The following is a 23,305-nucleotide window of genomic DNA, read 5'->3' on the forward strand; positions in this document are numbered from 1 at the left end:
TTTTTTTGGTAAAATCATACGGTATCTTATGAGCGTTTGTCGCTTATTTTATAGAAGAAAATATCTGGGACTGTCTTTCCCAGCAGGAGGAAACATGTCAACATCACCGATTCAGTATCGTTTGATCAAAAAAGAAAAGCACACAGGTGCTCGTTTGGGGGAGATTATCACGCCCCACGGAACCTTCCCAACACCTATGTTTATGCCGGTCGGCACTCAGGCTACGGTCAAGACTCAGTCGCCAGAAGAGCTCAAGCAAATGGGTTCTGGTATCATCTTGGCCAATACTTACCACCTCTGGTTGCGGCCGGGTGATGAGCTGATTGCCCGTGCAGGTGGCCTGCACAAGTTCATGAACTGGGACCAGCCTATTCTGACCGATAGTGGTGGTTTTCAGGTTTATTCTCTAGCTGACAGCCGCAACATCACAGAAGAAGGGGTGACTTTCAAAAACCACCTCAACGGCTCCAAGATGTTCCTGTCGCCAGAGAAAGCCATCTCTATCCAGAACAATCTAGGTAGCGACATCATGATGTCCTTTGATGAGTGCCCGCAGTTCTACCAGCCATATGATTATATCAAGAAGTCCATCGAGCGGACTAGCCGTTGGGCAGAGCGGGGACTCAAGGCTCACACTCGTCCCCACGACCAAGGTCTCTTTGGGATTGTTCAGGGCGCTGGCTTTGAAGATTTGCGCCGCCAATCTGCTCAAGACTTGGTCAGCATGGATTTCCCAGGCTACTCTATTGGAGGTCTGGCTGTCGGTGAGTCTCACGAAGAGATGAATGCGGTGCTGGACTTCACAACGCCCTTGCTGCCTGAAAACAAACCTCGCTATCTCATGGGAGTTGGAGCGCCAGATAGTTTGATTGACGGTGTTATTCGCGGGGTCGATATGTTTGACTGCGTTCTGCCGACTCGGATTGCCCGAAACGGTACCTGTATGACCAGCGAGGGTCGTCTGGTTGTCAAAAATGCCCAGTTTGAGGAAGATTTCACACCGCTGGATCACGACTGTGATTGCTACACTTGTACAAACTACACGCGGGCCTATATCCGCCACCTGCTCAAGGCAGATGAAACCTTTGGTCTCCGCTTGACTAGCTATCACAACCTCTATTTCTTGGTAAATCTTATGAAGAAGGTTCGTCAAGCCATTATGGATGATAATCTATTGGAATTCCGCGAAGACTTTGTCGAGCGCTACGGCTACAACCGCTCCAAGAGAAATTTCTAAGAGTCCTCATTTAGAAGGGAAGAAGTATGTCTGATGAAGGAAAATTGTTGGAAAGCTTGGTAGACTATCTGTCGGATGGTCAAAAGCACACCCTGCGTATTTACGGTCACGGAGCTTCGGGTAAGTCAACCTTTGCTCGAAAACTCCAGCTAGCCTTGGGTGAGGAAGGAACCAATCTTTTGGAAACAGATCCTTATGTAATTACTGGGGAGTATCGCGATTTGCTCAGTTCTAAAGACTTTCCTCATCAAAAAGTAACGGCTTGTATTCCAGCCGTTCATGAACTCAGTAGTCTGGAGCGCGATATTTGTGCTTTGCAGTCTGGTCTGGATATTCTGACCATTGGAAAAGCTTGGTCACCGAGTTTGCGTTTGTCAGCTCAAAAGCCGACTTTAATAGTAGAAGGCATGTCAGCAGCTTTTTTGCCTAAAGGCTTGTTTGATTTATCGATTTGCTTTTACACGGATGATCAAACTGAGTTAGAACGCCGCTTGGCGCGGGATGTGGCTGTGCGAGAACGCAGACCGGAGTGGATAGAGCAGACGCATTTAGATCGGAGAGAGCAATATCAGCACTTTTATCAGCCCTATCTAGCAGCTGCAGACCTTGTTATCTGCCAGTCGGGCAACAGCTTTCGCATCGAAAAGGACAGCACCTTGTTATAAAATAAAGTAGCTAAAAGCAAATTTTTCATTCTTAATCTCACTGATGTGCGTCAGTGAGCATTTTTATTTTTTGAGCAAAAACTCAAACGAATAGGTAGAATAATCTAAATTTTCTTCTATATAAATGATTACAAGAATTATAAGTCGCTTAGAAAACGCTTTTATAAAAAATTATCCTAAAAATCCTTAAAAAACTTGCTCAAATCCCTTGCAATGCTTGGTTCTTTGTGTTAAGATACTATGGTGCTGTGAAAAACAGCGTGTAGCTTTGATGCAAGAGGTTGCGACACGCTCGGTTGCATTGCCACGCAATCACCTGTCGGTTTTCTTGTGGAGCTAGCCTATTATCTTAAATAGACGAAAAAAGGAGAAAAAGATGGCAAACAAAAAAATCCGCATCCGTTTGAAAGCTTACGAACATCGTACACTTGATACAGCGGCTGCAAAAATCGTAGAAACTGCTGCACGTACAGGTGCTGAAGTTGCGGGTCCAATCCCACTTCCAACTGAACGTAGCCTCTACACAATCATTCGTGCGACTCACAAATACAAAGACTCTCGCGAACAATTTGAAATGCGTACTCACAAACGCTTGATCGACATCATCAACCCAACTCAAAAAACAGTTGACGCTTTGATGAAGTTGGACCTTCCAAGTGGTGTGAACGTAGAAATCAAACTTTAATCTAAAGCTTGATATCTTGAGCATAAAAAACGCTCGTTAAAAACTTTTTAGACAAAAAATAGAAAAGGAAACATTTTCTCATGACAAAAGGAATCTTAGGGAAAAAAGTGGGAATGACTCAAATCTTCACTGAAGCTGGCGAATTAATCCCTGTAACTGTTGTTGAAGCAGCTCCAAACGTTGTTCTTCAAGTAAAAACAGTTGAAACAGATGGTTACAACGCAGTTCAAGTTGGTTTTGACGACCTTCGTGACGTATTGAGCAACAAACCTGCTAAAGGACATGTAGCGAAAGCTAACACGGCTCCTAAGCGCTTCATTCGTGAATTCAAAAACATTGAAGGCTTGGAAGTTGGTGCGGAAATCACAGTTGATACATTCGAAGCTGGTGATGTTGTTGATGTAACAGGAACTTCAAAAGGTAAAGGTTTCCAAGGTGTAATCAAACGCCACGGCCAATCTCGTGGTCCAATGGCTCACGGTTCACGTTACCACCGTCGTCCTGGTTCAATGGGACCAGTTGCGCCAAACCGTGTTTTCAAAAACAAACACTTGGCTGGACGTATGGGTGGCAACCGTGTAACGATTCAAAACCTTGAAATCGTTCAAGTTGTTCCAGAGAAAAACGTTATCTTGATCAAAGGAAACGTACCTGGTGCTAAGAAATCTCTTATCACTATCAAATCAGCAGTTAAAGCTGGTAAATAATAAAGAAAGGGGAAATCAGTCACAATGGCAAACGTAAAATTATTTGACCAAACTGGTAAAGAAGCTGGTGAAGTAGTTCTTAACGACGCAATCTTTGGTATCGAACCAAACGAATCAGTTGTCTTCGACGTGATCATCAGCCAACGCGCTAGCCTCCGTCAAGGAACTCACGCTGTTAAAAACCGTTCTGCAGTATCAGGCGGCGGACGCAAACCATGGCGTCAAAAAGGAACTGGACGTGCTCGTCAAGGTTCTATCCGCTCTCCACAATGGCGTGGTGGTGGTATCGTCTTCGGTCCAACTCCTCGTTCATATGCCTACAAACTTCCACAAAAAGTTCGTAGATTGGCATTGAAATCAGTTTACTCTGAAAAAGTTGCTGAAAACAAATTCGTAGCTGTAGACAGCCTTTCATTTACAGCTCCAAAAACTGCTGAGTTTGCAAAAGTGCTTGCAGCATTGAGCATTGATACAAAAGTACTTGTTGTTCTTGAAGAAGGAAATGAATTTGCTGCACTTTCAGCACGCAACCTTCCAAACGTTAAAGTTACAACAGCAGCATCTGCAAGTGTTCTTGACATCGCAAACAGCGACAAACTTCTTGTTACTCAAGCAGCTATCTCTAAAATCGAGGAGGTTCTTGCATAATGAATTTGTATGACGTTATCAAAAAACCTGTAATCACTGAAAGCTCAATGGCTCAGCTTGAAGCAGGCAAATACGTATTTGAAGTAGACACTCGCGCTCATAAACTTTTGATCAAGCAAGCTGTTGAAGCTGCTTTTGAAGGAGTTAAAGTTGCTAATGTCAACACTATCAATGTAAAACCTAAAGCAAAACGCGTTGGACGTTACACTGGTTTTACTAACAAAACTAAAAAAGCTATCATCACTCTGACAGCAGATTCTAAAGCAATCGAGTTGTTCGGAGCTGCTGAAGCAGAATAATCTAAGGAGGAAATATCGTGGGAATTCGTGTTTATAAACCAACAACAAACGGTCGCCGTAATATGACTTCTTTGGATTTCGCTGAAATCACTACTAGCACTCCAGAAAAATCTTTGCTCGTTTCACTTAAGAGCAAAGCAGGTCGTAACAACAACGGACGTATCACTGTTCGTCACCAAGGTGGCGGCCACAAACGTCACTACCGTTTGATTGACTTCAAACGTAACAAAGATGCTGTTGAAGCAGTAGTTAAAACTATCGAGTACGATCCAAACCGTTCAGCAAACATTGCTTTGGTTCACTATACTGACGGTGTGAAGGCATACATCATCGCTCCTAAAGGTCTTGAAGTAGGTCAACGTATCGTTTCAGGTCCTGAAGCAGATATCAAAGTCGGTAACGCACTTCCACTTGCTAACATCCCAGTTGGTACTTTGGTTCACAATATTGAGTTGAAACCAGGTCGTGGTGGTGAATTGGTCCGTGCTGCTGGAGCTTCTGCTCAAGTATTGGGTCAAGAAGGTAAATACACTCTTGTTCGTCTTCAATCAGGCGAAGTTCGTATGATCCTTGGTACTTGCCGCGCTACAGTTGGTGTTGTCGGAAACGAACAACATGGCTTGGTTAACCTTGGTAAAGCAGGCCGTAGCCGTTGGAAAGGTATCCGTCCAACAGTTCGCGGTTCTGTAATGAACCCTAACGATCACCCACACGGTGGTGGTGAAGGTAAAGCACCAGTTGGTCGCAAAGCGCCATCTACTCCATGGGGCAAACCTGCTCTTGGTCTTAAAACTCGTAACAAGAAAGCGAAATCTGACAAACTTATCGTTCGTCGTCGCAACGAGAAATAATCTAAAACAATCCATCCGCCAGCTCGGTAGCGCTGCCTAGCAGCGCAGGCCGCTGTGGTACTTATTTTAAAGGAGAAAACATAAAAATGGGACGCAGTCTTAAAAAAGGACCTTTCGTCGATGAGCATTTGATGAAAAAAGTTGAAGCTCAAGCTAATGACGAAAAGAAAAAAGTTATCAAAACTTGGTCACGTCGTTCAACGATCTTCCCAAGTTTCATCGGTTACACAATCGCAGTCTATGACGGGCGTAAACACGTACCTGTTTACATCCAAGAAGACATGGTAGGTCACAAGCTTGGTGAATTTGCACCAACTCGTACTTACAAAGGTCACGCTGCAGACGACAAGAAAACACGTAGAAAATAAGGAGAACATAAATGGCAGAAATTACTTCAGCTAAAGCAATGGCTCGTACAGTGCGTGTTTCACCTCGTAAAACTCGTCTAGTTCTTGACAATATCCGTGGTAAAAACGTCGCTGACGCAATCGCAATCTTGAAATTCACTCCAAACAAAGCTGCTGGCATTATCGAAAAAGTATTGATCTCAGCAATCGCTAATGCTGAAAACAACTTTGGTTTGGAAAAAGCTAACTTGGTAGTATCTGAAGCTTTCGCAAACGAAGGACCAACTATGAAACGTTTCCGTCCACGCGCTAAAGGTTCAGCTTCACCAATCAACAAACGCACAAGCCACATCACTGTGGTAGTTGCAGAAAAATAAGGAGGTAACATCGTGGGTCAAAAAGTACATCCAATTGGTATGCGTGTCGGCATCATCCGTGATTGGGATGCCAAATGGTATGCTGAAAAAGAATACGCGGATTACCTTCATGAAGATCTTGCAATCCGTAAATTCGTTCAAAAAGAATTGGCTGACGCAGCTGTTTCAACTATTGAAATCGAACGCGCAGTAAACAAAGTTAACGTTTCACTTCACACTGCTAAACCAGGTATGGTTATCGGTAAAGGTGGAGCAAACGTTGATGCACTTCGTGCAAAACTTAACAAAATGACTGGCAAGCAAGTTCACATCAACATCATCGAGATCAAATCTCCAGATTTGGATGCTCACCTTGTTGGTGAAGGAATTGCTCGTCAATTGGAGCAACGTGTTGCTTTCCGTCGTGCTCAAAAACAAGCAATCCAACGTGCAATGCGTGCAGGAGCTAAAGGAATCAAAACTCAAGTATCAGGTCGTTTGAACGGTGCAGATATCGCTCGTAGCGAAGGATACTCTGAAGGAACTGTTCCACTTCACACCCTTCGTGCGGATATCGATTACGCTTGGGAAGAAGCTGATACTACTTACGGTAAACTTGGTGTTAAAGTATGGATCTACCGTGGAGAAGTTCTTCCAGCTCGTAAAAACACTAAAGGAGGTAAATAACCAATGTTAGTACCTAAACGTGTTAAACACCGTCGCGAATTCCGCGGAAAAATGCGTGGTGAAGCCAAAGGTGGTAAAGAAGTAACTTTTGGAGAATATGGTCTTCAAGCAACTACTAGCCACTGGATCACTAACCGTCAAATCGAAGCTGCCCGTATCGCTATGACTCGTTACATGAAACGTGGTGGTAAAGTTTGGATCAAAATCTTCCCACACAAATCATACACTGCAAAAGCAATCGGTGTACGGATGGGATCTGGTAAAGGGGCTCCAGAAGGTTGGGTAGCACCAGTTAAACGTGGCAAAGTGATGTTTGAAGTCGCTGGCGTATCAGAAGAAATCGCTCGCGAAGCTCTTCGTCTTGCAAGCCACAAATTACCAGTTAAATGTAAATTCGTAAAGCGTGAAGCAGAATAAGGAGAAAGCATGAAACTTAAAGAAATTCAAGATTTTGTTAAAGAACTTCGTGGTCTTTCTCAAGAAGAACTCGCGAAGCGTGAAAATGAATTGAAGAAAGAATTGTTTGACCTTCGTTTCCAAGCCGCTACTGGTCAATTAGAGCAGACAGCGCGTTTGAAAGAAGTGAAAAAACAAATCGCACGTATCAAAACTGTTCAATCAGAAGTTAAATAATAGACTTGGGAAAGGAGAAATTCTAAAATGGAACGTAATCAACGTAAAACCCTTGTCGGACGCGTCGTTTCTGACAAGATGGATAAGACAATCACAGTTGTAGTTGAAACAAAACGTAACCACCCAGTCTATGGTAAGCGTATTAACTACTCTAAGAAGTACAAAGCACATGATGAAAACAATGTTGCCAAAGAAGGCGATATCGTTCGTATCATGGAAACTCGTCCGCTTTCAGCTACAAAACGCTTCCGTCTTGTAGAAGTTGTTGAAGAAGCGGTTATCATCTAATCAAGCCAGAAAGGAGAAAACTTAAATGATTCAAACAGAAACTCGTTTGAAAGTTGCTGACAACAGCGGTGCTCGCGAAATCCTGACAATCAAAGTTCTTGGTGGTTCAGGACGTAAGTTCGCCAACATCGGTGATGTCATCGTTGCATCTGTAAAACAAGCTACTCCTGGTGGTGCGGTTAAAAAAGGTGACGTTGTAAAAGCGGTTATCGTTCGTACTAAATCAGGTGCTCGTCGTAAAGATGGTTCATACATCAAATTCGACGAAAACGCTGCAGTCATCATCCGTGAAGATAAAACTCCTCGCGGAACTCGTATCTTCGGCCCTGTTGCTCGCGAATTGCGTGACGGCGGCTTCATGAAGATCGTATCATTGGCTCCAGAAGTACTTTAATCTAAACAAATCAAACAAGTCCCCTGGAAGTTTTCCAGGGTGCCCTCGTGGGCGTAAGAAATTAAAGGAGAAACCTAAGAATGTTTGTAAAAAAAGGCGACAAAGTTCGCGTAATTGCTGGTAAGGACAAGGGTGTTGAAGCACTTGTTGTTGCAGCTCTTCCAAAAGTAAACAAAGTTGTTGTTGAAGGTGTTAACCTTGTTAAGAAGCACCAAAAACCAAATAGCGAAAACCCTCAAGGTGCTATCGTTGAAAAAGAAGCACCAATCCATGTGTCAAACGTTCAAGTTCTTGACAAGAATGGTGTTGCAGGACGCGTTGGTTACAAGTTTGTAGACGGCAAAAAAGTTCGTTACAATAAAAAATCAGGCGAAGTGCTTGACTAATCACGAAGGAAAGGAGAAGTATAATGGCAAATCGTTTAAAAGAAAAATATCTTAAAGAAGTAGTTCCTGCTTTGACTGAAAAGTTCAACTACTCATCTGTTATGGCTGTGCCAAAAGTGGATAAAATCGTTTTGAACATGGGTGTTGGTGAAGCAGTTTCAAATGCTAAAAACCTTGAAAAAGCAGCTGAAGAGCTTGCTCTTATCTCTGGTCAAAAACCACTGATCACTAAAGCTAAAAAATCAATCGCCGGCTTCCGTCTTCGTGAAGGTGTAGCGATCGGTGCTAAAGTAACCCTTCGTGGCGAACGCATGTATGAATTCTTGGATAAATTGGTTACTGTATCTCTTCCACGTGTACGTGACTTCCACGGTGTTCCAACAAAATCATTTGATGGACGCGGAAACTACACACTTGGTGTGAAAGAACAATTGATCTTCCCAGAAATCAACTTTGATGATGTTGATAAGACTCGCGGTCTTGACATCGTTATCGTAACAACAGCTAATACTGACGAAGAGTCACGCGCGTTGCTTACAGGCCTTGGAATGCCTTTTGCAAAATAATATAGGAGGTAAAACAAATGGCTAAAAAATCAATGATTGCTAAGAACAAACGCCCAGCTAAGTTCTCTACGCAAGCTTATACTCGTTGTGAAAAATGTGGCCGTCCACATTCAGTATACCGCAAGTTTAAACTTTGCCGTGTTTGCTTCCGTGAATTAGCATACAAAGGACAAATTCCTGGCGTTACCAAAGCATCTTGGTAATATCATGATACAAAGAGCGTAACAACCACAGCAAAAATAGGAAATTTGGTGAAGGAGCGATGCTCCAAAACAAATTTATCTTTTTTGCCCAGGTTGTAGCTCGTGTTCAAATAAGAGTTTTCTCATTTGAATGTGTCAATACTATCTGAGCCCAGCTCAATCATTAACTAGCAAGTGCAACTTGCAAACTACTAGTAAGAGGAGAAATATAAAATGGTTATGACTGACCCAATTGCAGACTTTTTGACTCGTATCCGTAACGCTAACCAAGCGAACCACGAAGTACTTGAAGTACCTGCATCAAATATCAAAAAAGGGATTGCTGAAATCCTGAAGCGTGAAGGTTTTGTAAAAAACGTTGAAATCATCGAAGATGACAAACAAGGCATCATCCGTGTATTCCTTAAATACGGTCAAAATGGTGAAAAAGTTATCACTGGTTTGAAACGTGTTTCAAAACCAGGTCTGCGTGTTTACAAGAAACGCGAAGATCTTCCAAAAGTCTTGAACGGACTTGGAATTGCTATCCTTTCAACATCTGAAGGTTTGCTTACTGATAAAGAAGCACGCCAAAAGAATGTTGGTGGAGAAGTTATCGCTTACGTTTGGTAATATTTAGCTCCCAATTTCTTTGTGACTCTTCGTTATCGTCTCTTGCCTAACTCAAGTTATGCCTGCGAGATGATGCCTAGATTCACTTTGAAATTGAAACCTAAATGTTCCTTTAATCGAGAAATCGATTTAACCCCGTGAAAACTGGCCGTCATGGCCTGACAATCTAACAGGAGAAAATAAACATGTCACGTATTGGTAATAAAGTTATCGTGTTGCCTGCTGGTGTTGAACTCACTAACAATGACAACGTTGTAACTCTAAAAGGACCTAAAGGAGAACTTACTCGTGAGTTCTCAAAAGATATTGAAATCCGTGTGGAAGGTACTGAAGTAACTCTTCACCGTCCAAACGATTCAAAAGAAATGAAAACTATCCACGGAACTACTCGTGCACTTCTTAACAACATGGTTGTTGGTGTATCAGAAGGCTTCAAGAAAGAACTTGAAATGCGTGGGGTTGGTTACCGTGCACAACTTCAAGGAAATAAACTTGTCTTGGCTGTTGGTAAATCTCATCCAGACGAAGTTGAAGCTCCAGAAGGAATTACTTTTGAACTTCCAAACCCAACAACAATCGTTGTTAGCGGAATTTCAAAAGAAGTAGTTGGTCAAACAGCTGCTTATGTACGTAGCCTTCGTGCACCAGAACCATACAAAGGTAAAGGTATCCGTTACGTTGGTGAATTCGTTCGCCGTAAAGAAGGTAAAACTGGTAAATAATCTTGATTGGCTGATGATTTCAGCCAGCCAGTTTATTTTCCGATTTTGTGCTGAGGCACGTCAATAATAATAAGAGGTGAAAATTGTGATTACGAAACCAGATAAAAATAAAATCCGCCAAAAACGCCACCGTCGCGTTCGCGGAAAACTCTCTGGAACTGCTGATCGCCCACGTTTGAACGTATTCCGTTCTAATACAGGCATCTACGCTCAAGTGATTGATGACGTAGCGGGTGTAACGCTCGCAAGCGCTTCAACTCTTGACAAAGAAGTTTCAAAAGGAACTAAAACTGAACAAGCCGTTGTTGTAGGTAAACTCGTTGCAGAACGTGCAGTTGCTAAAGGTATTTCTGAAGTGGTGTTTGACCGCGGTGGATATCTCTATCACGGACGTGTAAAAGCTTTGGCTGATGCAGCTCGTGAAAACGGATTGAAATTCTAATAGGGAGGACACTAGAAAATGGCATTTAAAGACAATGCAGTTGAACTTGAAGAACGCTTAGTTGCAGTCAACCGTGTTACTAAAGTTGTTAAAGGTGGACGTCGTCTTCGTTTTGCAGCTCTTGTAGTAGTTGGTGACCGCAACGGTCGTGTTGGTTTCGGTACTGGTAAAGCTCAAGAAGTACCAGAAGCTATCCGTAAAGCAGTTGAAGATGCGAAGAAAAACTTGATCGAAGTCCCAATGGTTGGTACAACTATTCCTCACGAAGTTCTTTCAGAATTTGGTGGAGCGAAAGTATTGCTTAAGCCAGCTGTTGAAGGTTCTGGAGTTGCTGCTGGTGGTGCTGTTCGTGCCGTCATCGAATTGGCAGGTGTGGCAGATATTACATCTAAATCACTTGGTTCAAACACTCCAATCAACATCGTTCGCGCAACTGTTGAAGGTTTGAAACAACTTAAACGCGCTGAAGAAGTTGCTGCCCTTCGTGGTATTTCAGTTTCTGACTTGGCTTAAGAAAGGGGAACTCATGGCTCAAATTAAAATTACTTTGACTAAGTCTCCAATCGGACGCATCCCGTCACAACGTAAAACTGTTGTAGCACTTGGACTTGGCAAATTGAACAGCTCAGTTATCAAAGAAGACAATCCAGCGGTACGCGGTATGATCACTGCTGTATCTCACTTGGTAACTGTTGAAGAAGTTAAGTAAGCCTTAGCTGAAAAACTTTAATTAAGATACGTTAGGGGATTTGAGAAATTTTCTCAGCCCCTAAAACTAAATATATGTATAGGCGAGTTTGTATCAGAGACACCTTTTCTCTGGTACGAGCGCTAGCATTTTACAAAAGAGGAGAAAAAATTAATGAAACTTCATGAATTACAACCTGCTGCAGGTTCACGTAAAGTTCGTAACCGTGTTGGTCGCGGTACATCATCAGGTAACGGTAAAACATCTGGTCGCGGTCAAAAAGGTCAAAAAGCACGTAGCGGTGGCGGTGTTCGCCTTGGTTTTGAAGGTGGACAAACTCCATTGTTCCGTCGTGTACCAAAACGTGGTTTCTTGAATGTAAACCGTAAAGAATACGCGATTGTTAACCTTGACCAATTAAATCTTTTCGAAGATGGTGCAGAAGTAACTCCAGTGGTTCTTATCGAAGCAGGTATTGTAAAAGCTGAAAAATCTGGTGTTAAGATTCTTGGTAACGGAGAATTGACTAAGAAGTTGACTGTTAAAGCAGCTAAATTCTCTAAATCAGCTGAAGAAGCTATCACTGCTAAAGGTGGTTCAGTCGAAGTCATCTAAGAGAGGTGACCTATGTTTTTCAAGCTATTAAAAGACGCACTTAAAATAAAACAAGTACGGTCTAAGATTTTGTTCACACTGTTCATCATCTTAGTTTTCCGTATTGGTACAACTATAACCGTTCCAGGAATTAACGCCAAAGCATTGAATAGTTTAAGCGATTTACCTTTCTTAAACATGCTTAGTTTGGTTTCTGGGAATGCCATGCGTAACTTCTCTGTTTTCGCCCTTGGGGTTAGTCCCTATATCACGGCTTCAATCGTGGTTCAGCTCTTGCAAATGGATTTGCTTCCAAAATTTGTAGAGTGGGGCAAGCAAGGAGAAGTCGGACGGAGAAAGCTTAATCAAGCAACTCGCTATATTTCTCTGGTATTGGCCTTTGTCCAATCCATCGGGATTACAGCTGGGTTTGCGACTTTGTCGAGAACCAAATTAGTAGCGAATCCAAATTGGCAAACCTATCTTTTGATTGGTGCTCTCCTCACGACAGGTTCAGTAATTGTGACCTGGCTAGGTGAGCAGATTACAGATAAGGGTTATGGTAATGGTGTATCCATGATTATCTTTGCAGGGATTGTATCTGGTATTCCTGGTATGATCAAAGGAATCTATGAAGATTACTTTGTTAATATCCCGAGCGATCGACTCAATTCGTCTTTGATTTTCGTTGGGATTTTAATTGTTGCTGTTCTGGTGATTATCTATTTCACAACCTTTGTGCAACAAGCTGAGTACAAAATTCCAATTCAATATACGAAGATTGCTCAAGGTGCCCCTTCAAGTTCCTACCTACCGTTAAAAGTGAATCCTGCTGGTGTTATCCCAGTTATCTTTGCAAGTTCGATTACAGCTGCTCCAGCAGCCATCTTCCAATTTGTAAGTGCTATGGGCTATAACGCATCCTGGGTTCGGACAGCGCAGTCGCTTCTTGCGACAACAACCATCAGTGGTATGTTTACCTATGCTCTCTTGATTATTCTCTTTACTTTCTTTTATACATTTGTACAAATTAATCCTGAAAAAACAGCAGAGAATTTACAAAAGAGTGGAGCCTACATCCCAGGTGTTCGTCCAGGTAAGGGAACGGAAGAATATATGTCTAAATTGCTTCGTCGCTTGGCGACAGTTGGCTCACTATTCCTAGGGATTATCACAATCATTCCGATCCTAGCCAAAGATCTTTTCGGTCTGACCGATGCAGTTGCTCTTGGAGGAACTAGTCTTCTTATCATCATTTCAACAGGTATTGAAGGAATGAAACAGTTGGAAGGTTATCTTCTGAAGCGTAAGTATGTCGGATTTATGGATACTACAACAGAATAGAAATAGGTTGACTTAGTCAACCTTCTATTTGTTTTTAAAAAGTTTATTAAGTGTTTTAATAGATTGCTTTAAAAACAAAAAAGGAGACAAAACATGAATCTTTTGATTATGGGCTTGCCAGGTGCAGGCAAGGGAACACAAGCAGCCAAAATTGTGGAACAATTCCACGTGGCACATATTTCAACTGGAGATATGTTCCGTGCTGCTATGGCCAATGAAACAGAAATGGGTGTTTTAGCGAAATCCTACATTTCTAAAGGTGAGTTGGTGCCAGATGAAGTGACAAACGGAATCGTGAAAGAGCGCTTGGCACAAGATGATATTAAAGAAACTGGTTTCTTGTTGGACGGTTATCCACGGACAATCGATCAAGCTCATGCTTTGGATCAAATCCTTGCGGAACTTGGTATTCAGCTTGAAGGCGTGATCAATATCGAAGTGAATCCAGATAGCTTATTAGAACGTTTAAGTGGCCGGATTATCCACCGCGAAACAGGGGAAACCTTCCACAAAGTTTTCAACCCACCAGTGGATTACAAAGAAGAAGACTACTACCAACGCGAAGATGACAAACCTGAAACAGTTAAACGTCGCTTGGATGTCAATATCGCTCAAGGTCAACCAATTATTGATCATTACCGCGCTAAAGGACTCGTTCACGACATTCAGGGCAATCAAGAGATTGAGGCAGTTTTCTCAGATATCGAAAAAGTCTTGTCAAATTTGAAATAAAGCGTTTTTCTCGCTTGCAATATTTGACAAGTAGTGATACAATGAGTTAGTCTGACTTATAATTGTTACCTCTGTGCTCAGAGGAATCTATCGAAATTTAGGGAGGTGCTTTTGCGTGGCAAAAGACGATGTGATTGAAGTCGAAGGCAAGGTAGTCGATACTATGCCGAACGCAATGTTTACGGTTGAACTTGAAAATGGACATCAGATTTTAGCAACAGTTTCTGGTAAAATTCGTAAAAACTATATTCGTATTTTAGCGGGAGATCGTGTTACTGTCGAGATGAGTCCTTATGATTTGACACGTGGACGGATCACGTACCGCTTTAAATAATCGAAAAACTTGGAGGGATAAGAAATGAAAGTAAGACCATCGGTCAAACCAATTTGCGAATACTGTAAAGTTATTCGTCGTAATGGCCGTGTTATGGTAATTTGCCCAGCAAATCCAAAACACAAACAACGTCAAGGATAAGATAGAAAGGAGAAAACATGGCTCGTATTGCTGGAGTTGACATTCCAAATGACAAACGTGTAGTCGTTTCACTTACTTATGTGTACGGTATCGGACTTCCAACTTCTAAGAAAATTTTGGCAGCAGCTGGAATCTCAGAAGACATCCGTGTCAAAGATTTGACATCAGATCAAGAAGACGCAATCCGTCGCGAAGTGGATGCAATCAAGGTTGAAGGTGACCTTCGTCGTGAAGTAAACCTTAACATCAAACGTTTGATGGAAATCGGTTCATACCGTGGTATCCGTCACCGTCGTGGACTTCCTGTCCGTGGACAAAACACTAAAAACAATGCTCGTACTCGTAAAGGTAAAGCCGTTGCGATTGCAGGTAAGAAAAAATAATATAAGGAGGTAAAAAGTCTTGGCTAAACCAACACGTAAACGTCGTGTGAAGAAAAATATCGAATCTGGTATTGCACATATTCACGCTACATTTAATAACACTATTGTTATGATTACTGATGTGCATGGTAACGCGATTGCTTGGTCATCTGCTGGTGCTCTTGGTTTTAAAGGTTCTCGTAAATCTACACCATTTGCTGCCCAAATGGCATCTGAAGCAGCTGCTAAGTCTGCACAAGAACACGGTCTTAAATCAGTTGAAGTTACAGTTAAAGGTCCAGGTTCTGGTCGTGAGTCAGCTATTCGTGCACTTGCAGCAGCTGGTCTGGAAGTAACTGCTATTCGTGATGTGACTCCTGTGCCACACAATGGTGCTCGTCCTCCAAAACGTCGCCGTGTATAATCATAAACAATTACACTGCTTTTCGTTTAAGAGGGAGTTAACTAAATGATTGAGTTTGAAAAACCAAATATAACAAAAATTGATGAAAATAAAAATTATGGCAAGTTTGTAGTTGAGCCGTTAGAACGCGGTTATGGTACAACACTTGGAAATTCTCTTCGTCGTGTACTTCTCGCCTCACTTCCAGGTGCAGCAGTGACTTCTATCAACATTGATGGAGTATTGCACGAATTTGATACGATTTCTGGGGTCCGTGAAGATGTGATGCAGATTATTCTGAACATCAAAGGGATTGCTGTAAAATCTTACGTCCAAGACGAAAAGATGATTGAATTGGATGTTGAAGGTCCTGCAGAAGTAACTGCTGGAGACATTTTGACAGACAGTGATATCGAAATTGTAAACCCTGATCATTATCTCTTTACAATCAGTGAAGGTGCTCGCTTCAAAGCGAAAATGGCTGTGAATAGCGGTCGTGGATATGTACCAGCTGATGAAAATAAAAAAGATGATGCACCAGTGGGCACACTTGCGGTAGATTCTATCTATACGCCTGTGACAAAAGTAAATTACCAAGTTGAGCCAGCTCGTGTTGGTAGCAACGATGGTTTTGATAAACTTACCCTTGAAATTTTAACGAATGGAACTATCATTCCCGAAGACGCTTTGGGACTATCAGCTCGTATCCTGACAGAGCATCTGAATCTTTTTACAGATTTAACAGAAGTTGCTATTTCAACTGATGTGATGAAGGAAGCAGAAAAATCTTCAGATGATCGCATTTTGGAACGTACTATTGAAGAATTGGATCTATCAGTTCGTTCATACAACTGTCTGAAACGCGCAGGAATTAATACTGTCTTTGATTTGACAGAAAAATCAGAGCCTGAAATGATGAAAGTTCGTAACTTGGGCCGCAAGAGTCTTGAAGAAGTTAAAGTTAAACTTGCTGACCTTGGTCTTGGGTTAAGAAACGATAAATAAAGGAGGAATACATGGCTTACCGTAAACTAGGACGCACTAGCTCACAACGTAAAGCAATGCTTCGCGATTTGACTACTGACTTGATTATCAATGAATCAATCGTAACAACTGAAGCTCGTGCTAAAGAAATCCGTAAAACAGTTGAAAAAATGATTACTCTTGGTAAACGTGGTGACTTGCATGCTCGTCGTCAAGCAGCAGCTTTTGTACGTAACGAAATTGCATCAGAAAACTACAATGAAGAGACTAACAAATACACTACAACTACAGCTCTTCAAAAATTGTTCTCTGAATTGGCACCTCGCTATGCTGAGCGCAATGGTGGATACACTCGTATTCTTAAAACTGAACCACGCCGTGGGGATGCTGCGCCAATGGCAATTATTGAATTAGTATAATTTTTATCAATTTTGTTGAGTGTTATGATGATGGAGTTCTTAAGCTCTTAGTCTAGCTCTGGTCTACCGCTAGGAATTTTCCTAGCGGGAACACTCATCATCATGATGAAAGCGTAGACGCTTGTTTACGAAATTGCTTTTAGTGAAAAACAATTTCGTAAGCAGGCGTTTTTGAGTTTTAAGTAGGAAAGGAAAGGCTTTATGAGGGAAGGAGAAGAGATGCAAGATTCAATTGATATTTTGAAAGAGCGCTATTTAACCAATATTAAAGAAAATCCAGACTTATATATTGGGATTGAGTTGGAATTCCCAATTGTGAATCTTGAAGGTGGAGCAACAGATACCCGTGTTACAAAAGAGCTCTTGGCAAGGCTAAACTCCGATTATAGTTTTATTGTCGAACGCAGGGACTTAGACGGCAATCCTATCCAATTAAAAGCTTCAGATAGTGAAGATCGGATACTTTTTGAAGTGTCTTACAATATTTTAGAATTTGCATTTGAAAAAGCGAAAATAATTCAGGAAGTTGAAATACGCTTCAATCACTACTTAGACATTATTCAACAAATCTTGCGCAAAGATCATCATGAGCTTCAGGGGCACGGTCTGCATCCATTCTGGAAGGAAAATGATAATCAGCCCGTGAAATATCCTCGCTATCAAATGTTGATGCAATATCTGGCTTTGAGTGAGAAAATTGGCGGAGATTTCTTCCATCGCCATCCTGATTATGGTGGCTATATCTGTGGGAGTCAGGTACAGTTGGATGTTTCGCGGGCAAATTTCATCCAGGTAATCAATGCCTTTAATCAGATCGAGGCAGCTAAAGCCTATTTTTTCGCTAATTCGGAATTGATAACAGAAGATTTCCAGACTAAAATTGCCAGAGACCGTTTTTGGGAAGAGTCCATGCACGGCTTGTTAGTAGAAAATGTCGGTGTCAATCCCTATGATTTCAAAAATGAGGAAGATTTTTTCAATTATTTAAATCATACGGCTATTTTCAATGCTGAGCGAGAGGGTGACACTTACTATTTCCCTCCTATTGCAGCTGGAGAGTATCTAAAGCAAGGGCAAATCAAGGGATACAATTTGAGTGGTAGGGAAAGCCTAGTCAGTCCTCGTTCAGATGATTTTTATTATCACAGAAGCTACCAATATCAGGATTTGACGACGCGAGGAACGATCGAATTTAGGAGCACTTGCGCTCAGCCTCTTAATAGAACCTTCGCACCAGCAGCCTTTCATTTAGGCTTGTTAGCTAACCTTGAGGAAGTGACTGCATATCTGAAGGATTGCGATTTCTTTAAATTGGAAGGCCGTGCTTATAAAGATCTTCGCAGAAAGTATTCTCAAATCGACTTGACGCAAACGGAGCAAGATGCTATTAGATCATTTGCATCTGACCTCCTTCAATTAGCTATTAAAGGTTTAAAAATGCGAAAAAAAGGGGAAGAGCGCTACCTGTTTCCGCTTGTAAATGAAGTATAAAAAATTTAATAGCAACACAAAGTACATTTCCAGCACGCTTTTATAGTGGTTAAATACAAAAGGGAGAGGCGAGTATAGGTAACCTTTCCCTTTTGTTTATTGATTTATCAGTGATTTTGGGGTGTTAGGGAATAAAATTGCAAAAAAAGTAAAAAAAGTTTCAAAAAAGTGTTGACAAGATATTGGATAGGTGATATACTGATATAGTTGTCGCTTGAGAGGGCGACAAAGACCTTTGAAAACTGAACAAGACGAACCAATGTGCAGGGCACTACAACTTTAGTTGTAGTACTGAACAATGAAAAAACAATAAATCTGTCAGTGACAGAAATGAGTGAGAACTCAAACTTTTAATGAGAGTTTGATCCTGGCTCAGGACGAACGCTGGCGGCGTGCCTAATACATGCAAGTAGAACGCTGAAGGAAGGAGCTTGCTCTTTCCGGAAGAGTTGCGAACGGGTGAGTAACGCGTAGGTAACCTACCTTTTAGCGGGGGATAACTATTGGAAACGATAGCTAATACCGCATAAGACATTTTACTGCATGGTAAGATGTTAAAAGATGCAAATGCATCACTAAGAGATGGACCTGCGTTGTATTAGCTAGTAGGTGAGGTAACGGCTCACCTAGGCGACGATACATAGCCGACCTGAGAGGGTGATCGGCCACACTGGGACTGAGACACGGCCCAGACTCCTACGGGAGGCAGCAGTAGGGAATCTTCGGCAATGGACGGAAGTCTGACCGAGCAACGCCGCGTGAGTGAAGAAGGTTTTCGGATCGTAAAGCTCTGTTGTAAGAGAAGAACGAGTGTGAGAGTGGAAAGTTCACACTGTGACGGTAACTTACCAGAAAGGGACGGCTAACTACGTGCCAGCAGCCGCGGTAATACGTAGGTCCCGAGCGTTGTCCGGATTTATTGGGCGTAAAGCGAGCGCAGGCGGTTAGATAAGTCTGAAGTTAAAGGCTGTGGCTTAACCATAGTACGCTTTGGAAACTGTTTAACTTGAGTGCAGGAAGGGGAGAGTGGAATTCCATGTGTAGCGGTGAAATGCGTAGATATATGGAGGAACACCGGTGGCGAAAGCGGCTCTCTGGTCTGTAACTGACGCTGAGGCTCGAAAGCGTGGGGAGCAAACAGGATTAGATACCCTGGTAGTCCACGCCGTAAACGATGAGTGCTAGGTGTTGGGTCCTTTCCGGGACTCAGTGCCGTAGCTAACGCATTAAGCACTCCGCCTGGGGAGTACGACCGCAAGGTTGAAACTCAAAGGAATTGACGGGGGCCCGCACAAGCGGTGGAGCATGTGGTTTAATTCGAAGCAACGCGAAGAACCTTACCAGGTCTTGACATCCCGGTGCCCGTCCTAGAGATAGGATTTTGCTTCGGCACACCGGTGACAGGTGGTGCATGGTTGTCGTCAGCTCGTGTCGTGAGATGTTGGGTTAAGTCCCGCAACGAGCGCAACCCTTATTGTTAGTTGCCATCATTCAGTTGGGCACTCTAGCGAGACTGCCGGTAATAAACCGGAGGAAGGTGGGGATGACGTCAAATCATCATGCCCCTTATGACCTGGGCTACACACGTGCTACAATGGCTGGTACAACGAGTCGCAAGTCGGTGACGGCAAGCTAATCTCTTAAAAGCCAGTCTCTTAGTTCGGATTGTAGGCTGCAACTCGCCTACATGAAGTCGGAATCGCTAGTAATCGCGGATCAGCACGCCGCGGTGAATACGTTCCCGGGCCTTGTACACACCGCCCGTCACACCACGAGAGTTTGTAACACCCGAAGTCGGTGAGGTAACCTTTTAGGAGCCAGCCGCCTAAGGTGGGATAGATGATTGGGGTGAAGTCGTAACAAGGTAGCCGTATCGGAAGGTGCGGCTGGATCACCTCCTTTCTAAGGAAAATGGAAGCCATTGGTCGTCATGTTTAGTTTTGAGAGGTCTTGTGGGGCCTTAGCTCAGCTGGGAGAGCGCCTGCTTTGCACGCAGGAGGTCAGCGGTTCGATCCCGCTAGGCTCCATTAGGATAGTGATGACTATTCTAAACTTGTCCATTGAAAATTGAATAACTATATCAAATAGTAACAAGAAAATAAACCGAAAACGCTGTGAATATTAATGAGTTTAAGACTGAAAGGTCTAAAAATAAGGTTAAGTTAGTAAGGGCGCACGGTGGATGCCTTGGCACTAGGAGCCGAAGAAGGACGTGACAAACGACGAAATGCCTCGGGGAGCTGTAAGTAAGCGCAGATCCGGGGATGTCCGAATGGGGGAACCCAGCAGGTACTACCTGTTACCCATCTCTGTTAAGGAGATGAGGAGGAAGACGCAGTGAACTGAAACATCTAAGTAGCTGCAGGAAGAGAAAGCAAAAGCGATTGCCTTAGTAGCGGCGAGCGAAACGGCAGGAGGGCAAACCGAAGAGTTTACTCTTCGGGGTTGTAGGACTGCAAAGTGGACTCAGATTTTATAGAAGAATGACATGGGAAGGTCAGCCAAAGAGAGTAAGAGCCTCGTATTTTAAATAGAATCTGTACCTAGCAGAATCCTGAGTACGGCGGGACACGCGAAATCCCGTCGGAATCTGGGAGGACCATCTCCCAACCCTAAATACTCCCTAGTGACCGATAGTGAACCAGTACCGTGAGGGAAAGGTGAAAAGTACCCCGGAAGGGGAGTGAAATAGAACCTGAAACCGTGTGCCTACAACAAGTTCGAGCCCGTTAATGGGTGAGAGCGTGCCTTTTGTAGAATGAACCGGCGAGTTACGTTATGATGCGAGGTTAAGTTGAAGAGACGGAGCCGTAGGGAAACCGAGTCTGAATAGGGCGGTTTAGTATCATGATGTAGACCCGAAACCATGTGACCTACCCATGAGCAGGTTGAAGGTGCGGTAAAACGCACTGGAGGACCGAACCAGGGCACGTTGAAAAGTGCTTGGATGACTTGTGGGTAGCGGAGAAATTCCAAACGAACTTGGAGATAGCTGGTTCTCTCCGAAATAGCTTTAGGGCTAGCGTCGACATGAAGATTCTTGGAGGTAGAGCACTGTTTGGGTGAGGGGTCCATCCCGGATTACCAATCTCAGATAAACTCCGAATGCCAATGAATTATGGTCGGCAGTCAGACTGCGAGTGCTAAGATCCGTAGTCGAAAGGGAAACAGCCCAGACCACCAGCTAAGGTCCCAAAATAATTGTTAAGTGGAAAAGGATGTGGGGTTGCACAGACAACTAGGATGTTAGCTTAGAAGCAGCTATTCATTCAAAGAGTGCGTAATAGCTCACTAGTCGAGTGACCCTGCGCCGAAAATGTACCGGGGCTAAAACAATTTACCGAAGCTGTGGATACCTTTATAGGTATGGTAGGAGAGCGTTCTATGTGTGGTGAAGGTGTACCGTGAGGAGCGCTGGAACGCATAGAAGTGAGAATGCCGGTATGAGTAGCGAAAGATGGGTGAGAATCCCATCCACCGTAAGACTAAGGTTTCCAGGGGAAGGCTCGTCCGCCCTGGGTTAGTCGGGACCTAAGGAGAGACCGAAAGGTGTATCCGATGGACAACAGGTTGATATTCCTGTACTAGAGTATGAAGTGATGGAGGGACGCAGTAGGCTAACTCGTGCGTACGAATGGATGTACGTCTAAGCAGTGAGGCGTGGTATGAGTCAAATGCTTATACCTGTAACGTTGAGCTGTGATGGGGAGCGAAGATTAGTAGCGAGTGAGTGATGTCACACTGCCAAGAAAAGCTTCTAGCGTTGTATCATACTCTACCCGTACCGCAAACCGACACAGGTAGTCGAGGCGAGTAGCCTCAGGTGAGCGAGAGAACTCTCGTTAAGGAACTCGGCAAAATGACCCCGTAACTTCGGGAGAAGGGGTGCTGACTTTGGTCAGCCGCAGTGAATAGGCCCAAGCAACTGTTTATCAAAAACACAGCTCTCTGCTAAATCGTAAGATGATGTATAGGGGGTGACGCCTGCCCGGTGCTGGAAGGTTAAGAGGAGTGCTTAGGAGTAATCCGAAGGTATGAATTGAAGCCCCAGTAAACGGCGGCCGTAACTATAACGGTCCTAAGGTAGCGAAATTCCTTGTCGGGTAAGTTCCGACCCGCACGAAAGGCGTAATGATTTGGGCACTGTCTCAACGAGAGACTCGGTGAAATTTTAGTACCTGTGAAGATGCAGGTTACCCGCGACAGGACGGAAAGACCCCATGGAGCTTTACTGCAGTTTGATATTGAGTGTCTGTGCCACATGTACAGGATAGGTAGGAGCCTACGAGATCGGGACGCCAGTTTCGATGGAGGCGTTGTTGGGATACTACCCTTGTGTTATGGCCACTCTAACCCGGATAGGTGATCCCTATCGGAGACAGTGTCTGACGGGCAGTTTGACTGGGGCGGTCGCCTCCTAAAAGGTAACGGAGGCGCCCAAAGGTTCCCTCAGACTGGTTGGAAATCAGTCGCAGAGTGTAAAGGTATAAGGGAGCTTGACTGCGAGAGCTACAACTCGAGCAGGGACGAAAGTCGGGCTTAGTGATCCGGTGGTTCCGCATGGAAGGGCCATCGCTCAACGGATAAAAGCTACCCTGGGGATAACAGGCTTATCTCCCCCAAGAGTTCACATCGACGGGGAGGTTTGGCACCTCGATGTCGGCTCGTCGCATCCTGGGGCTGTAGTCGGTCCCAAGGGTTGGGCTGTTCGCCCATTAAAGCGGCACGCGAGCTGGGTTCAGAACGTCGTGAGACAGTTCGGTCCCTATCCGTCGCGGGCGTAGGAAATTTGAGAGGATCTGCTCCTAGTACGAGAGGACCAGAGTGGACTTACCGCTGGTGTACCAGTTGTCTCGCCAGAGGCATCGCTGGGTAGCTATGTAGGGAAGGGATAAACGCTGAAAGCATCTAAGTGTGAAACCCACCTCAAGATGAGATTTCCCATAACGCAAGTTAGTAAGAGCCCTGAGAGAAGATCAGGTAGATAGGTTAGGAGTGGAAGTGTGGTGACACATGTAGCGGACTAATACTAATAGCTCGAGGACTTATCCAATTTTCATTGAGCGCAGCGTTCGATAAGACTTG

At 43.6% G+C, this 23,305-nt stretch carries 32 protein-coding genes, 1 tRNA gene and 2 rRNA genes; all 35 read left to right on the forward strand.

Annotated elements, in window-relative coordinates; translation table 11 throughout:
* Positions 1-94: 94 nt before the first annotated feature.
* The 35 genes from tgt (at position 95) to I872_RS00680 (ending at position 23,273) form a co-directional block, all read left to right on the forward strand.
* On the forward strand, positions 95-1,237 hold the full coding sequence (gene tgt, locus I872_RS00515) for a tRNA guanosine(34) transglycosylase Tgt (RefSeq protein ID WP_015604244.1): 1,143 nt from the start codon (positions 95-97) through the stop codon (positions 1,235-1,237).
* Positions 1,238-1,263: 26 nt separating this feature from the next.
* Positions 1,264-1,902, forward strand: coding sequence for a uridine kinase family protein (locus I872_RS00520; RefSeq protein WP_015604245.1), 639 nt, complete (start codon positions 1,264-1,266; stop codon positions 1,900-1,902).
* A 376-nt stretch (positions 1,903-2,278) separates the two neighbouring features.
* Positions 2,279-2,587, forward strand: a complete 309-nt coding sequence (gene rpsJ / locus I872_RS00525) for a 30S ribosomal protein S10 (RefSeq protein WP_005591304.1) — start codon at positions 2,279-2,281, stop codon at positions 2,585-2,587.
* An 80-nt stretch (positions 2,588-2,667) separates the two neighbouring features.
* The gene (gene rplC, locus I872_RS00530) at positions 2,668-3,294 is read left to right on the forward strand and encodes a 50S ribosomal protein L3 (protein WP_015604246.1); all 627 of its coding nucleotides are present in this window, start codon (positions 2,668-2,670) and stop codon (positions 3,292-3,294) included.
* 24 nt (positions 3,295-3,318) lie between these two features.
* Positions 3,319-3,942: a 50S ribosomal protein L4 gene (gene rplD, locus I872_RS00535; RefSeq protein ID WP_015604247.1), complete on the forward strand. Its 624-nt coding sequence runs from the start codon at positions 3,319-3,321 to the stop codon at positions 3,940-3,942.
* Positions 3,942-4,241: a 50S ribosomal protein L23 gene (locus I872_RS00540; protein WP_005591301.1), complete on the forward strand. Its 300-nt coding sequence runs from the start codon at positions 3,942-3,944 to the stop codon at positions 4,239-4,241. The genes rplD and I872_RS00540 overlap by 1 nt, the downstream gene beginning before the upstream one ends.
* 17 nt (positions 4,242-4,258) lie before the next feature.
* Positions 4,259-5,092, forward strand: coding sequence for a 50S ribosomal protein L2 (rplB, locus tag I872_RS00545; RefSeq protein WP_002894482.1), 834 nt, complete (start codon positions 4,259-4,261; stop codon positions 5,090-5,092).
* Between the two features lie 86 nt (positions 5,093-5,178).
* Complete coding sequence (gene rpsS / locus I872_RS00550) at positions 5,179-5,460, forward strand: 30S ribosomal protein S19 (protein ID WP_000533766.1); 282 nt, start codon at positions 5,179-5,181, stop codon at positions 5,458-5,460.
* Between the two features lie 11 nt (positions 5,461-5,471).
* Entirely contained in the window at positions 5,472-5,816 is a 345-nt protein-coding gene (gene rplV / locus I872_RS00555) for a 50S ribosomal protein L22 (protein WP_005591300.1), read from the forward strand.
* Positions 5,817-5,828: 12 nt separating this feature from the next.
* Positions 5,829-6,482, forward strand: a complete 654-nt coding sequence (rpsC, locus tag I872_RS00560) for a 30S ribosomal protein S3 (protein WP_015604248.1) — start codon at positions 5,829-5,831, stop codon at positions 6,480-6,482.
* A gap of 3 nt (positions 6,483-6,485) precedes the next feature.
* Entirely contained in the window at positions 6,486-6,899 is a 414-nt protein-coding gene (gene rplP, locus I872_RS00565; protein WP_015604249.1) for a 50S ribosomal protein L16, read from the forward strand.
* Positions 6,900-6,908: 9 nt separating this feature from the next.
* On the forward strand, positions 6,909-7,115 hold the full coding sequence (rpmC, locus tag I872_RS00570; RefSeq protein WP_005591297.1) for a 50S ribosomal protein L29: 207 nt from the start codon (positions 6,909-6,911) through the stop codon (positions 7,113-7,115).
* Positions 7,116-7,142: 27 nt separating this feature from the next.
* The gene (rpsQ, locus tag I872_RS00575; protein WP_002885836.1) at positions 7,143-7,403 is read left to right on the forward strand and encodes a 30S ribosomal protein S17; all 261 of its coding nucleotides are present in this window, start codon (positions 7,143-7,145) and stop codon (positions 7,401-7,403) included.
* Between the two features lie 25 nt (positions 7,404-7,428).
* The gene (gene rplN, locus I872_RS00580) at positions 7,429-7,797 is read left to right on the forward strand and encodes a 50S ribosomal protein L14 (protein WP_002894494.1); all 369 of its coding nucleotides are present in this window, start codon (positions 7,429-7,431) and stop codon (positions 7,795-7,797) included.
* A gap of 80 nt (positions 7,798-7,877) precedes the next feature.
* Complete coding sequence (rplX, locus tag I872_RS00585; RefSeq protein ID WP_015604250.1) at positions 7,878-8,183, forward strand: 50S ribosomal protein L24; 306 nt, start codon at positions 7,878-7,880, stop codon at positions 8,181-8,183.
* 23 nt (positions 8,184-8,206) lie between these two features.
* The gene (gene rplE / locus I872_RS00590; protein ID WP_015604251.1) at positions 8,207-8,749 is read left to right on the forward strand and encodes a 50S ribosomal protein L5; all 543 of its coding nucleotides are present in this window, start codon (positions 8,207-8,209) and stop codon (positions 8,747-8,749) included.
* A gap of 17 nt (positions 8,750-8,766) precedes the next feature.
* Positions 8,767-8,952, forward strand: a complete 186-nt coding sequence (locus I872_RS00595; protein ID WP_001085697.1) for a type Z 30S ribosomal protein S14 — start codon at positions 8,767-8,769, stop codon at positions 8,950-8,952.
* A 213-nt stretch (positions 8,953-9,165) separates the two neighbouring features.
* Positions 9,166-9,564: a 30S ribosomal protein S8 gene (gene rpsH, locus I872_RS00600; RefSeq protein ID WP_002899666.1), complete on the forward strand. Its 399-nt coding sequence runs from the start codon at positions 9,166-9,168 to the stop codon at positions 9,562-9,564.
* Between the two features lie 185 nt (positions 9,565-9,749).
* Complete coding sequence (rplF, locus tag I872_RS00605) at positions 9,750-10,286, forward strand: 50S ribosomal protein L6 (protein WP_015604252.1); 537 nt, start codon at positions 9,750-9,752, stop codon at positions 10,284-10,286.
* An 85-nt stretch (positions 10,287-10,371) separates the two neighbouring features.
* Positions 10,372-10,728 (forward strand): 50S ribosomal protein L18, encoded by a 357-nt coding sequence (rplR, locus tag I872_RS00610; protein WP_009659213.1) that lies wholly within the window; start codon positions 10,372-10,374, stop codon positions 10,726-10,728.
* Positions 10,729-10,746: 18 nt separating this feature from the next.
* Positions 10,747-11,241, forward strand: coding sequence for a 30S ribosomal protein S5 (gene rpsE, locus I872_RS00615; protein WP_015604253.1), 495 nt, complete (start codon positions 10,747-10,749; stop codon positions 11,239-11,241).
* 13 nt (positions 11,242-11,254) lie between these two features.
* On the forward strand, positions 11,255-11,437 hold the full coding sequence (rpmD, locus tag I872_RS00620) for a 50S ribosomal protein L30 (RefSeq protein ID WP_002894509.1): 183 nt from the start codon (positions 11,255-11,257) through the stop codon (positions 11,435-11,437).
* A 153-nt stretch (positions 11,438-11,590) separates the two neighbouring features.
* Positions 11,591-12,031, forward strand: coding sequence for a 50S ribosomal protein L15 (rplO, locus tag I872_RS00625; protein WP_015604254.1), 441 nt, complete (start codon positions 11,591-11,593; stop codon positions 12,029-12,031).
* 12 nt (positions 12,032-12,043) lie between these two features.
* Positions 12,044-13,354, forward strand: a complete 1,311-nt coding sequence (gene secY / locus I872_RS00630) for a preprotein translocase subunit SecY (RefSeq protein WP_015604255.1) — start codon at positions 12,044-12,046, stop codon at positions 13,352-13,354.
* A 93-nt stretch (positions 13,355-13,447) separates the two neighbouring features.
* Positions 13,448-14,086, forward strand: coding sequence for an adenylate kinase (locus tag I872_RS00635; protein ID WP_015604256.1), 639 nt, complete (start codon positions 13,448-13,450; stop codon positions 14,084-14,086).
* 115 nt (positions 14,087-14,201) lie between these two features.
* Complete coding sequence (gene infA, locus I872_RS00640; protein ID WP_001029883.1) at positions 14,202-14,420, forward strand: translation initiation factor IF-1; 219 nt, start codon at positions 14,202-14,204, stop codon at positions 14,418-14,420.
* 24 nt (positions 14,421-14,444) lie between these two features.
* Positions 14,445-14,561 (forward strand): 50S ribosomal protein L36, encoded by a 117-nt coding sequence (gene rpmJ / locus I872_RS10720; protein WP_001808836.1) that lies wholly within the window; start codon positions 14,445-14,447, stop codon positions 14,559-14,561.
* 17 nt (positions 14,562-14,578) lie between these two features.
* On the forward strand, positions 14,579-14,944 hold the full coding sequence (gene rpsM, locus I872_RS00645; protein ID WP_005591288.1) for a 30S ribosomal protein S13: 366 nt from the start codon (positions 14,579-14,581) through the stop codon (positions 14,942-14,944).
* Positions 14,945-14,963: 19 nt separating this feature from the next.
* Positions 14,964-15,347 (forward strand): 30S ribosomal protein S11, encoded by a 384-nt coding sequence (gene rpsK, locus I872_RS00650; RefSeq protein ID WP_001118385.1) that lies wholly within the window; start codon positions 14,964-14,966, stop codon positions 15,345-15,347.
* Between the two features lie 45 nt (positions 15,348-15,392).
* Entirely contained in the window at positions 15,393-16,331 is a 939-nt protein-coding gene (locus tag I872_RS00655) for a DNA-directed RNA polymerase subunit alpha (RefSeq protein ID WP_015604257.1), read from the forward strand.
* 11 nt (positions 16,332-16,342) lie between these two features.
* A complete protein-coding gene (gene rplQ / locus I872_RS00660) occupies positions 16,343-16,729 on the forward strand; it encodes a 50S ribosomal protein L17 (RefSeq protein WP_005591286.1) in 387 nt (128 codons plus the stop codon).
* A 219-nt stretch (positions 16,730-16,948) separates the two neighbouring features.
* Positions 16,949-18,220, forward strand: a complete 1,272-nt coding sequence (locus tag I872_RS00665) for a glutamate-cysteine ligase family protein (RefSeq protein ID WP_111694605.1) — start codon at positions 16,949-16,951, stop codon at positions 18,218-18,220.
* Positions 18,221-18,569: 349 nt separating this feature from the next.
* Positions 18,570-20,122: ribosomal RNA gene (locus tag I872_RS00670) — 16S ribosomal RNA — on the forward strand.
* 52 nt (positions 20,123-20,174) lie between these two features.
* Positions 20,175-20,247, forward strand: a tRNA-Ala gene (locus I872_RS00675).
* A 128-nt stretch (positions 20,248-20,375) separates the two neighbouring features.
* A 23S ribosomal RNA gene (locus tag I872_RS00680) occupies positions 20,376-23,273 on the forward strand.
* Together the 16S and 23S rRNA genes with 1 tRNA gene alongside form the textbook arrangement of a ribosomal RNA operon.
* Positions 23,274-23,305 lie beyond the last annotated feature (32 nt).

It is taken from the genome of Streptococcus cristatus AS 1.3089, from assembly GCF_000385925.1.
GTDB classification, from domain to species: Bacteria; Bacillota; Bacilli; order Lactobacillales; family Streptococcaceae; genus Streptococcus; species Streptococcus cristatus_B.

Bases quoted from the DNA above. Each gene is read 5' to 3' on its own strand.
- tgt (WP_015604244.1), top strand. From the start codon at position 95: ATGTCAACATCACCGATTCAGTATCGTTTGATCAAAAAAGAAAAGCAC.
- I872_RS00520 (WP_015604245.1), top strand. From the start codon at position 1,264: ATGTCTGATGAAGGAAAATTGTTGGAAAGCTTGGTAGACTATCTGTCG.
- rpsJ (WP_005591304.1), top strand. From the start codon at position 2,279: ATGGCAAACAAAAAAATCCGCATCCGTTTGAAAGCTTACGAACATCGT.
- rplC (WP_015604246.1), top strand. From the start codon at position 2,668: ATGACAAAAGGAATCTTAGGGAAAAAAGTGGGAATGACTCAAATCTTC.
- rplD (WP_015604247.1), top strand. From the start codon at position 3,319: ATGGCAAACGTAAAATTATTTGACCAAACTGGTAAAGAAGCTGGTGAA.
- I872_RS00540 (WP_005591301.1), top strand. From the start codon at position 3,942: ATGAATTTGTATGACGTTATCAAAAAACCTGTAATCACTGAAAGCTCA.
- rpsS (WP_000533766.1), top strand. From the start codon at position 5,179: ATGGGACGCAGTCTTAAAAAAGGACCTTTCGTCGATGAGCATTTGATG.
- rplV (WP_005591300.1), top strand. From the start codon at position 5,472: ATGGCAGAAATTACTTCAGCTAAAGCAATGGCTCGTACAGTGCGTGTT.
- rplP (WP_015604249.1), top strand. From the start codon at position 6,486: ATGTTAGTACCTAAACGTGTTAAACACCGTCGCGAATTCCGCGGAAAA.
- rpmC (WP_005591297.1), top strand. From the start codon at position 6,909: ATGAAACTTAAAGAAATTCAAGATTTTGTTAAAGAACTTCGTGGTCTT.
- rpsQ (WP_002885836.1), top strand. From the start codon at position 7,143: ATGGAACGTAATCAACGTAAAACCCTTGTCGGACGCGTCGTTTCTGAC.
- rplN (WP_002894494.1), top strand. From the start codon at position 7,429: ATGATTCAAACAGAAACTCGTTTGAAAGTTGCTGACAACAGCGGTGCT.
- rplX (WP_015604250.1), top strand. From the start codon at position 7,878: ATGTTTGTAAAAAAAGGCGACAAAGTTCGCGTAATTGCTGGTAAGGAC.
- rplE (WP_015604251.1), top strand. From the start codon at position 8,207: ATGGCAAATCGTTTAAAAGAAAAATATCTTAAAGAAGTAGTTCCTGCT.
- I872_RS00595 (WP_001085697.1), top strand. From the start codon at position 8,767: ATGGCTAAAAAATCAATGATTGCTAAGAACAAACGCCCAGCTAAGTTC.
- rpsH (WP_002899666.1), top strand. From the start codon at position 9,166: ATGGTTATGACTGACCCAATTGCAGACTTTTTGACTCGTATCCGTAAC.
- rplF (WP_015604252.1), top strand. From the start codon at position 9,750: ATGTCACGTATTGGTAATAAAGTTATCGTGTTGCCTGCTGGTGTTGAA.
- rpsE (WP_015604253.1), top strand. From the start codon at position 10,747: ATGGCATTTAAAGACAATGCAGTTGAACTTGAAGAACGCTTAGTTGCA.
- rpmD (WP_002894509.1), top strand. From the start codon at position 11,255: ATGGCTCAAATTAAAATTACTTTGACTAAGTCTCCAATCGGACGCATC.
- rplO (WP_015604254.1), top strand. From the start codon at position 11,591: ATGAAACTTCATGAATTACAACCTGCTGCAGGTTCACGTAAAGTTCGT.
- secY (WP_015604255.1), top strand. From the start codon at position 12,044: ATGTTTTTCAAGCTATTAAAAGACGCACTTAAAATAAAACAAGTACGG.
- I872_RS00635 (WP_015604256.1), top strand. From the start codon at position 13,448: ATGAATCTTTTGATTATGGGCTTGCCAGGTGCAGGCAAGGGAACACAA.
- rpmJ (WP_001808836.1), top strand. From the start codon at position 14,445: ATGAAAGTAAGACCATCGGTCAAACCAATTTGCGAATACTGTAAAGTT.
- rpsM (WP_005591288.1), top strand. From the start codon at position 14,579: ATGGCTCGTATTGCTGGAGTTGACATTCCAAATGACAAACGTGTAGTC.
- I872_RS00655 (WP_015604257.1), top strand. From the start codon at position 15,393: ATGATTGAGTTTGAAAAACCAAATATAACAAAAATTGATGAAAATAAA.
- rplQ (WP_005591286.1), top strand. From the start codon at position 16,343: ATGGCTTACCGTAAACTAGGACGCACTAGCTCACAACGTAAAGCAATG.
- I872_RS00665 (WP_111694605.1), top strand. From the start codon at position 16,949: ATGCAAGATTCAATTGATATTTTGAAAGAGCGCTATTTAACCAATATT.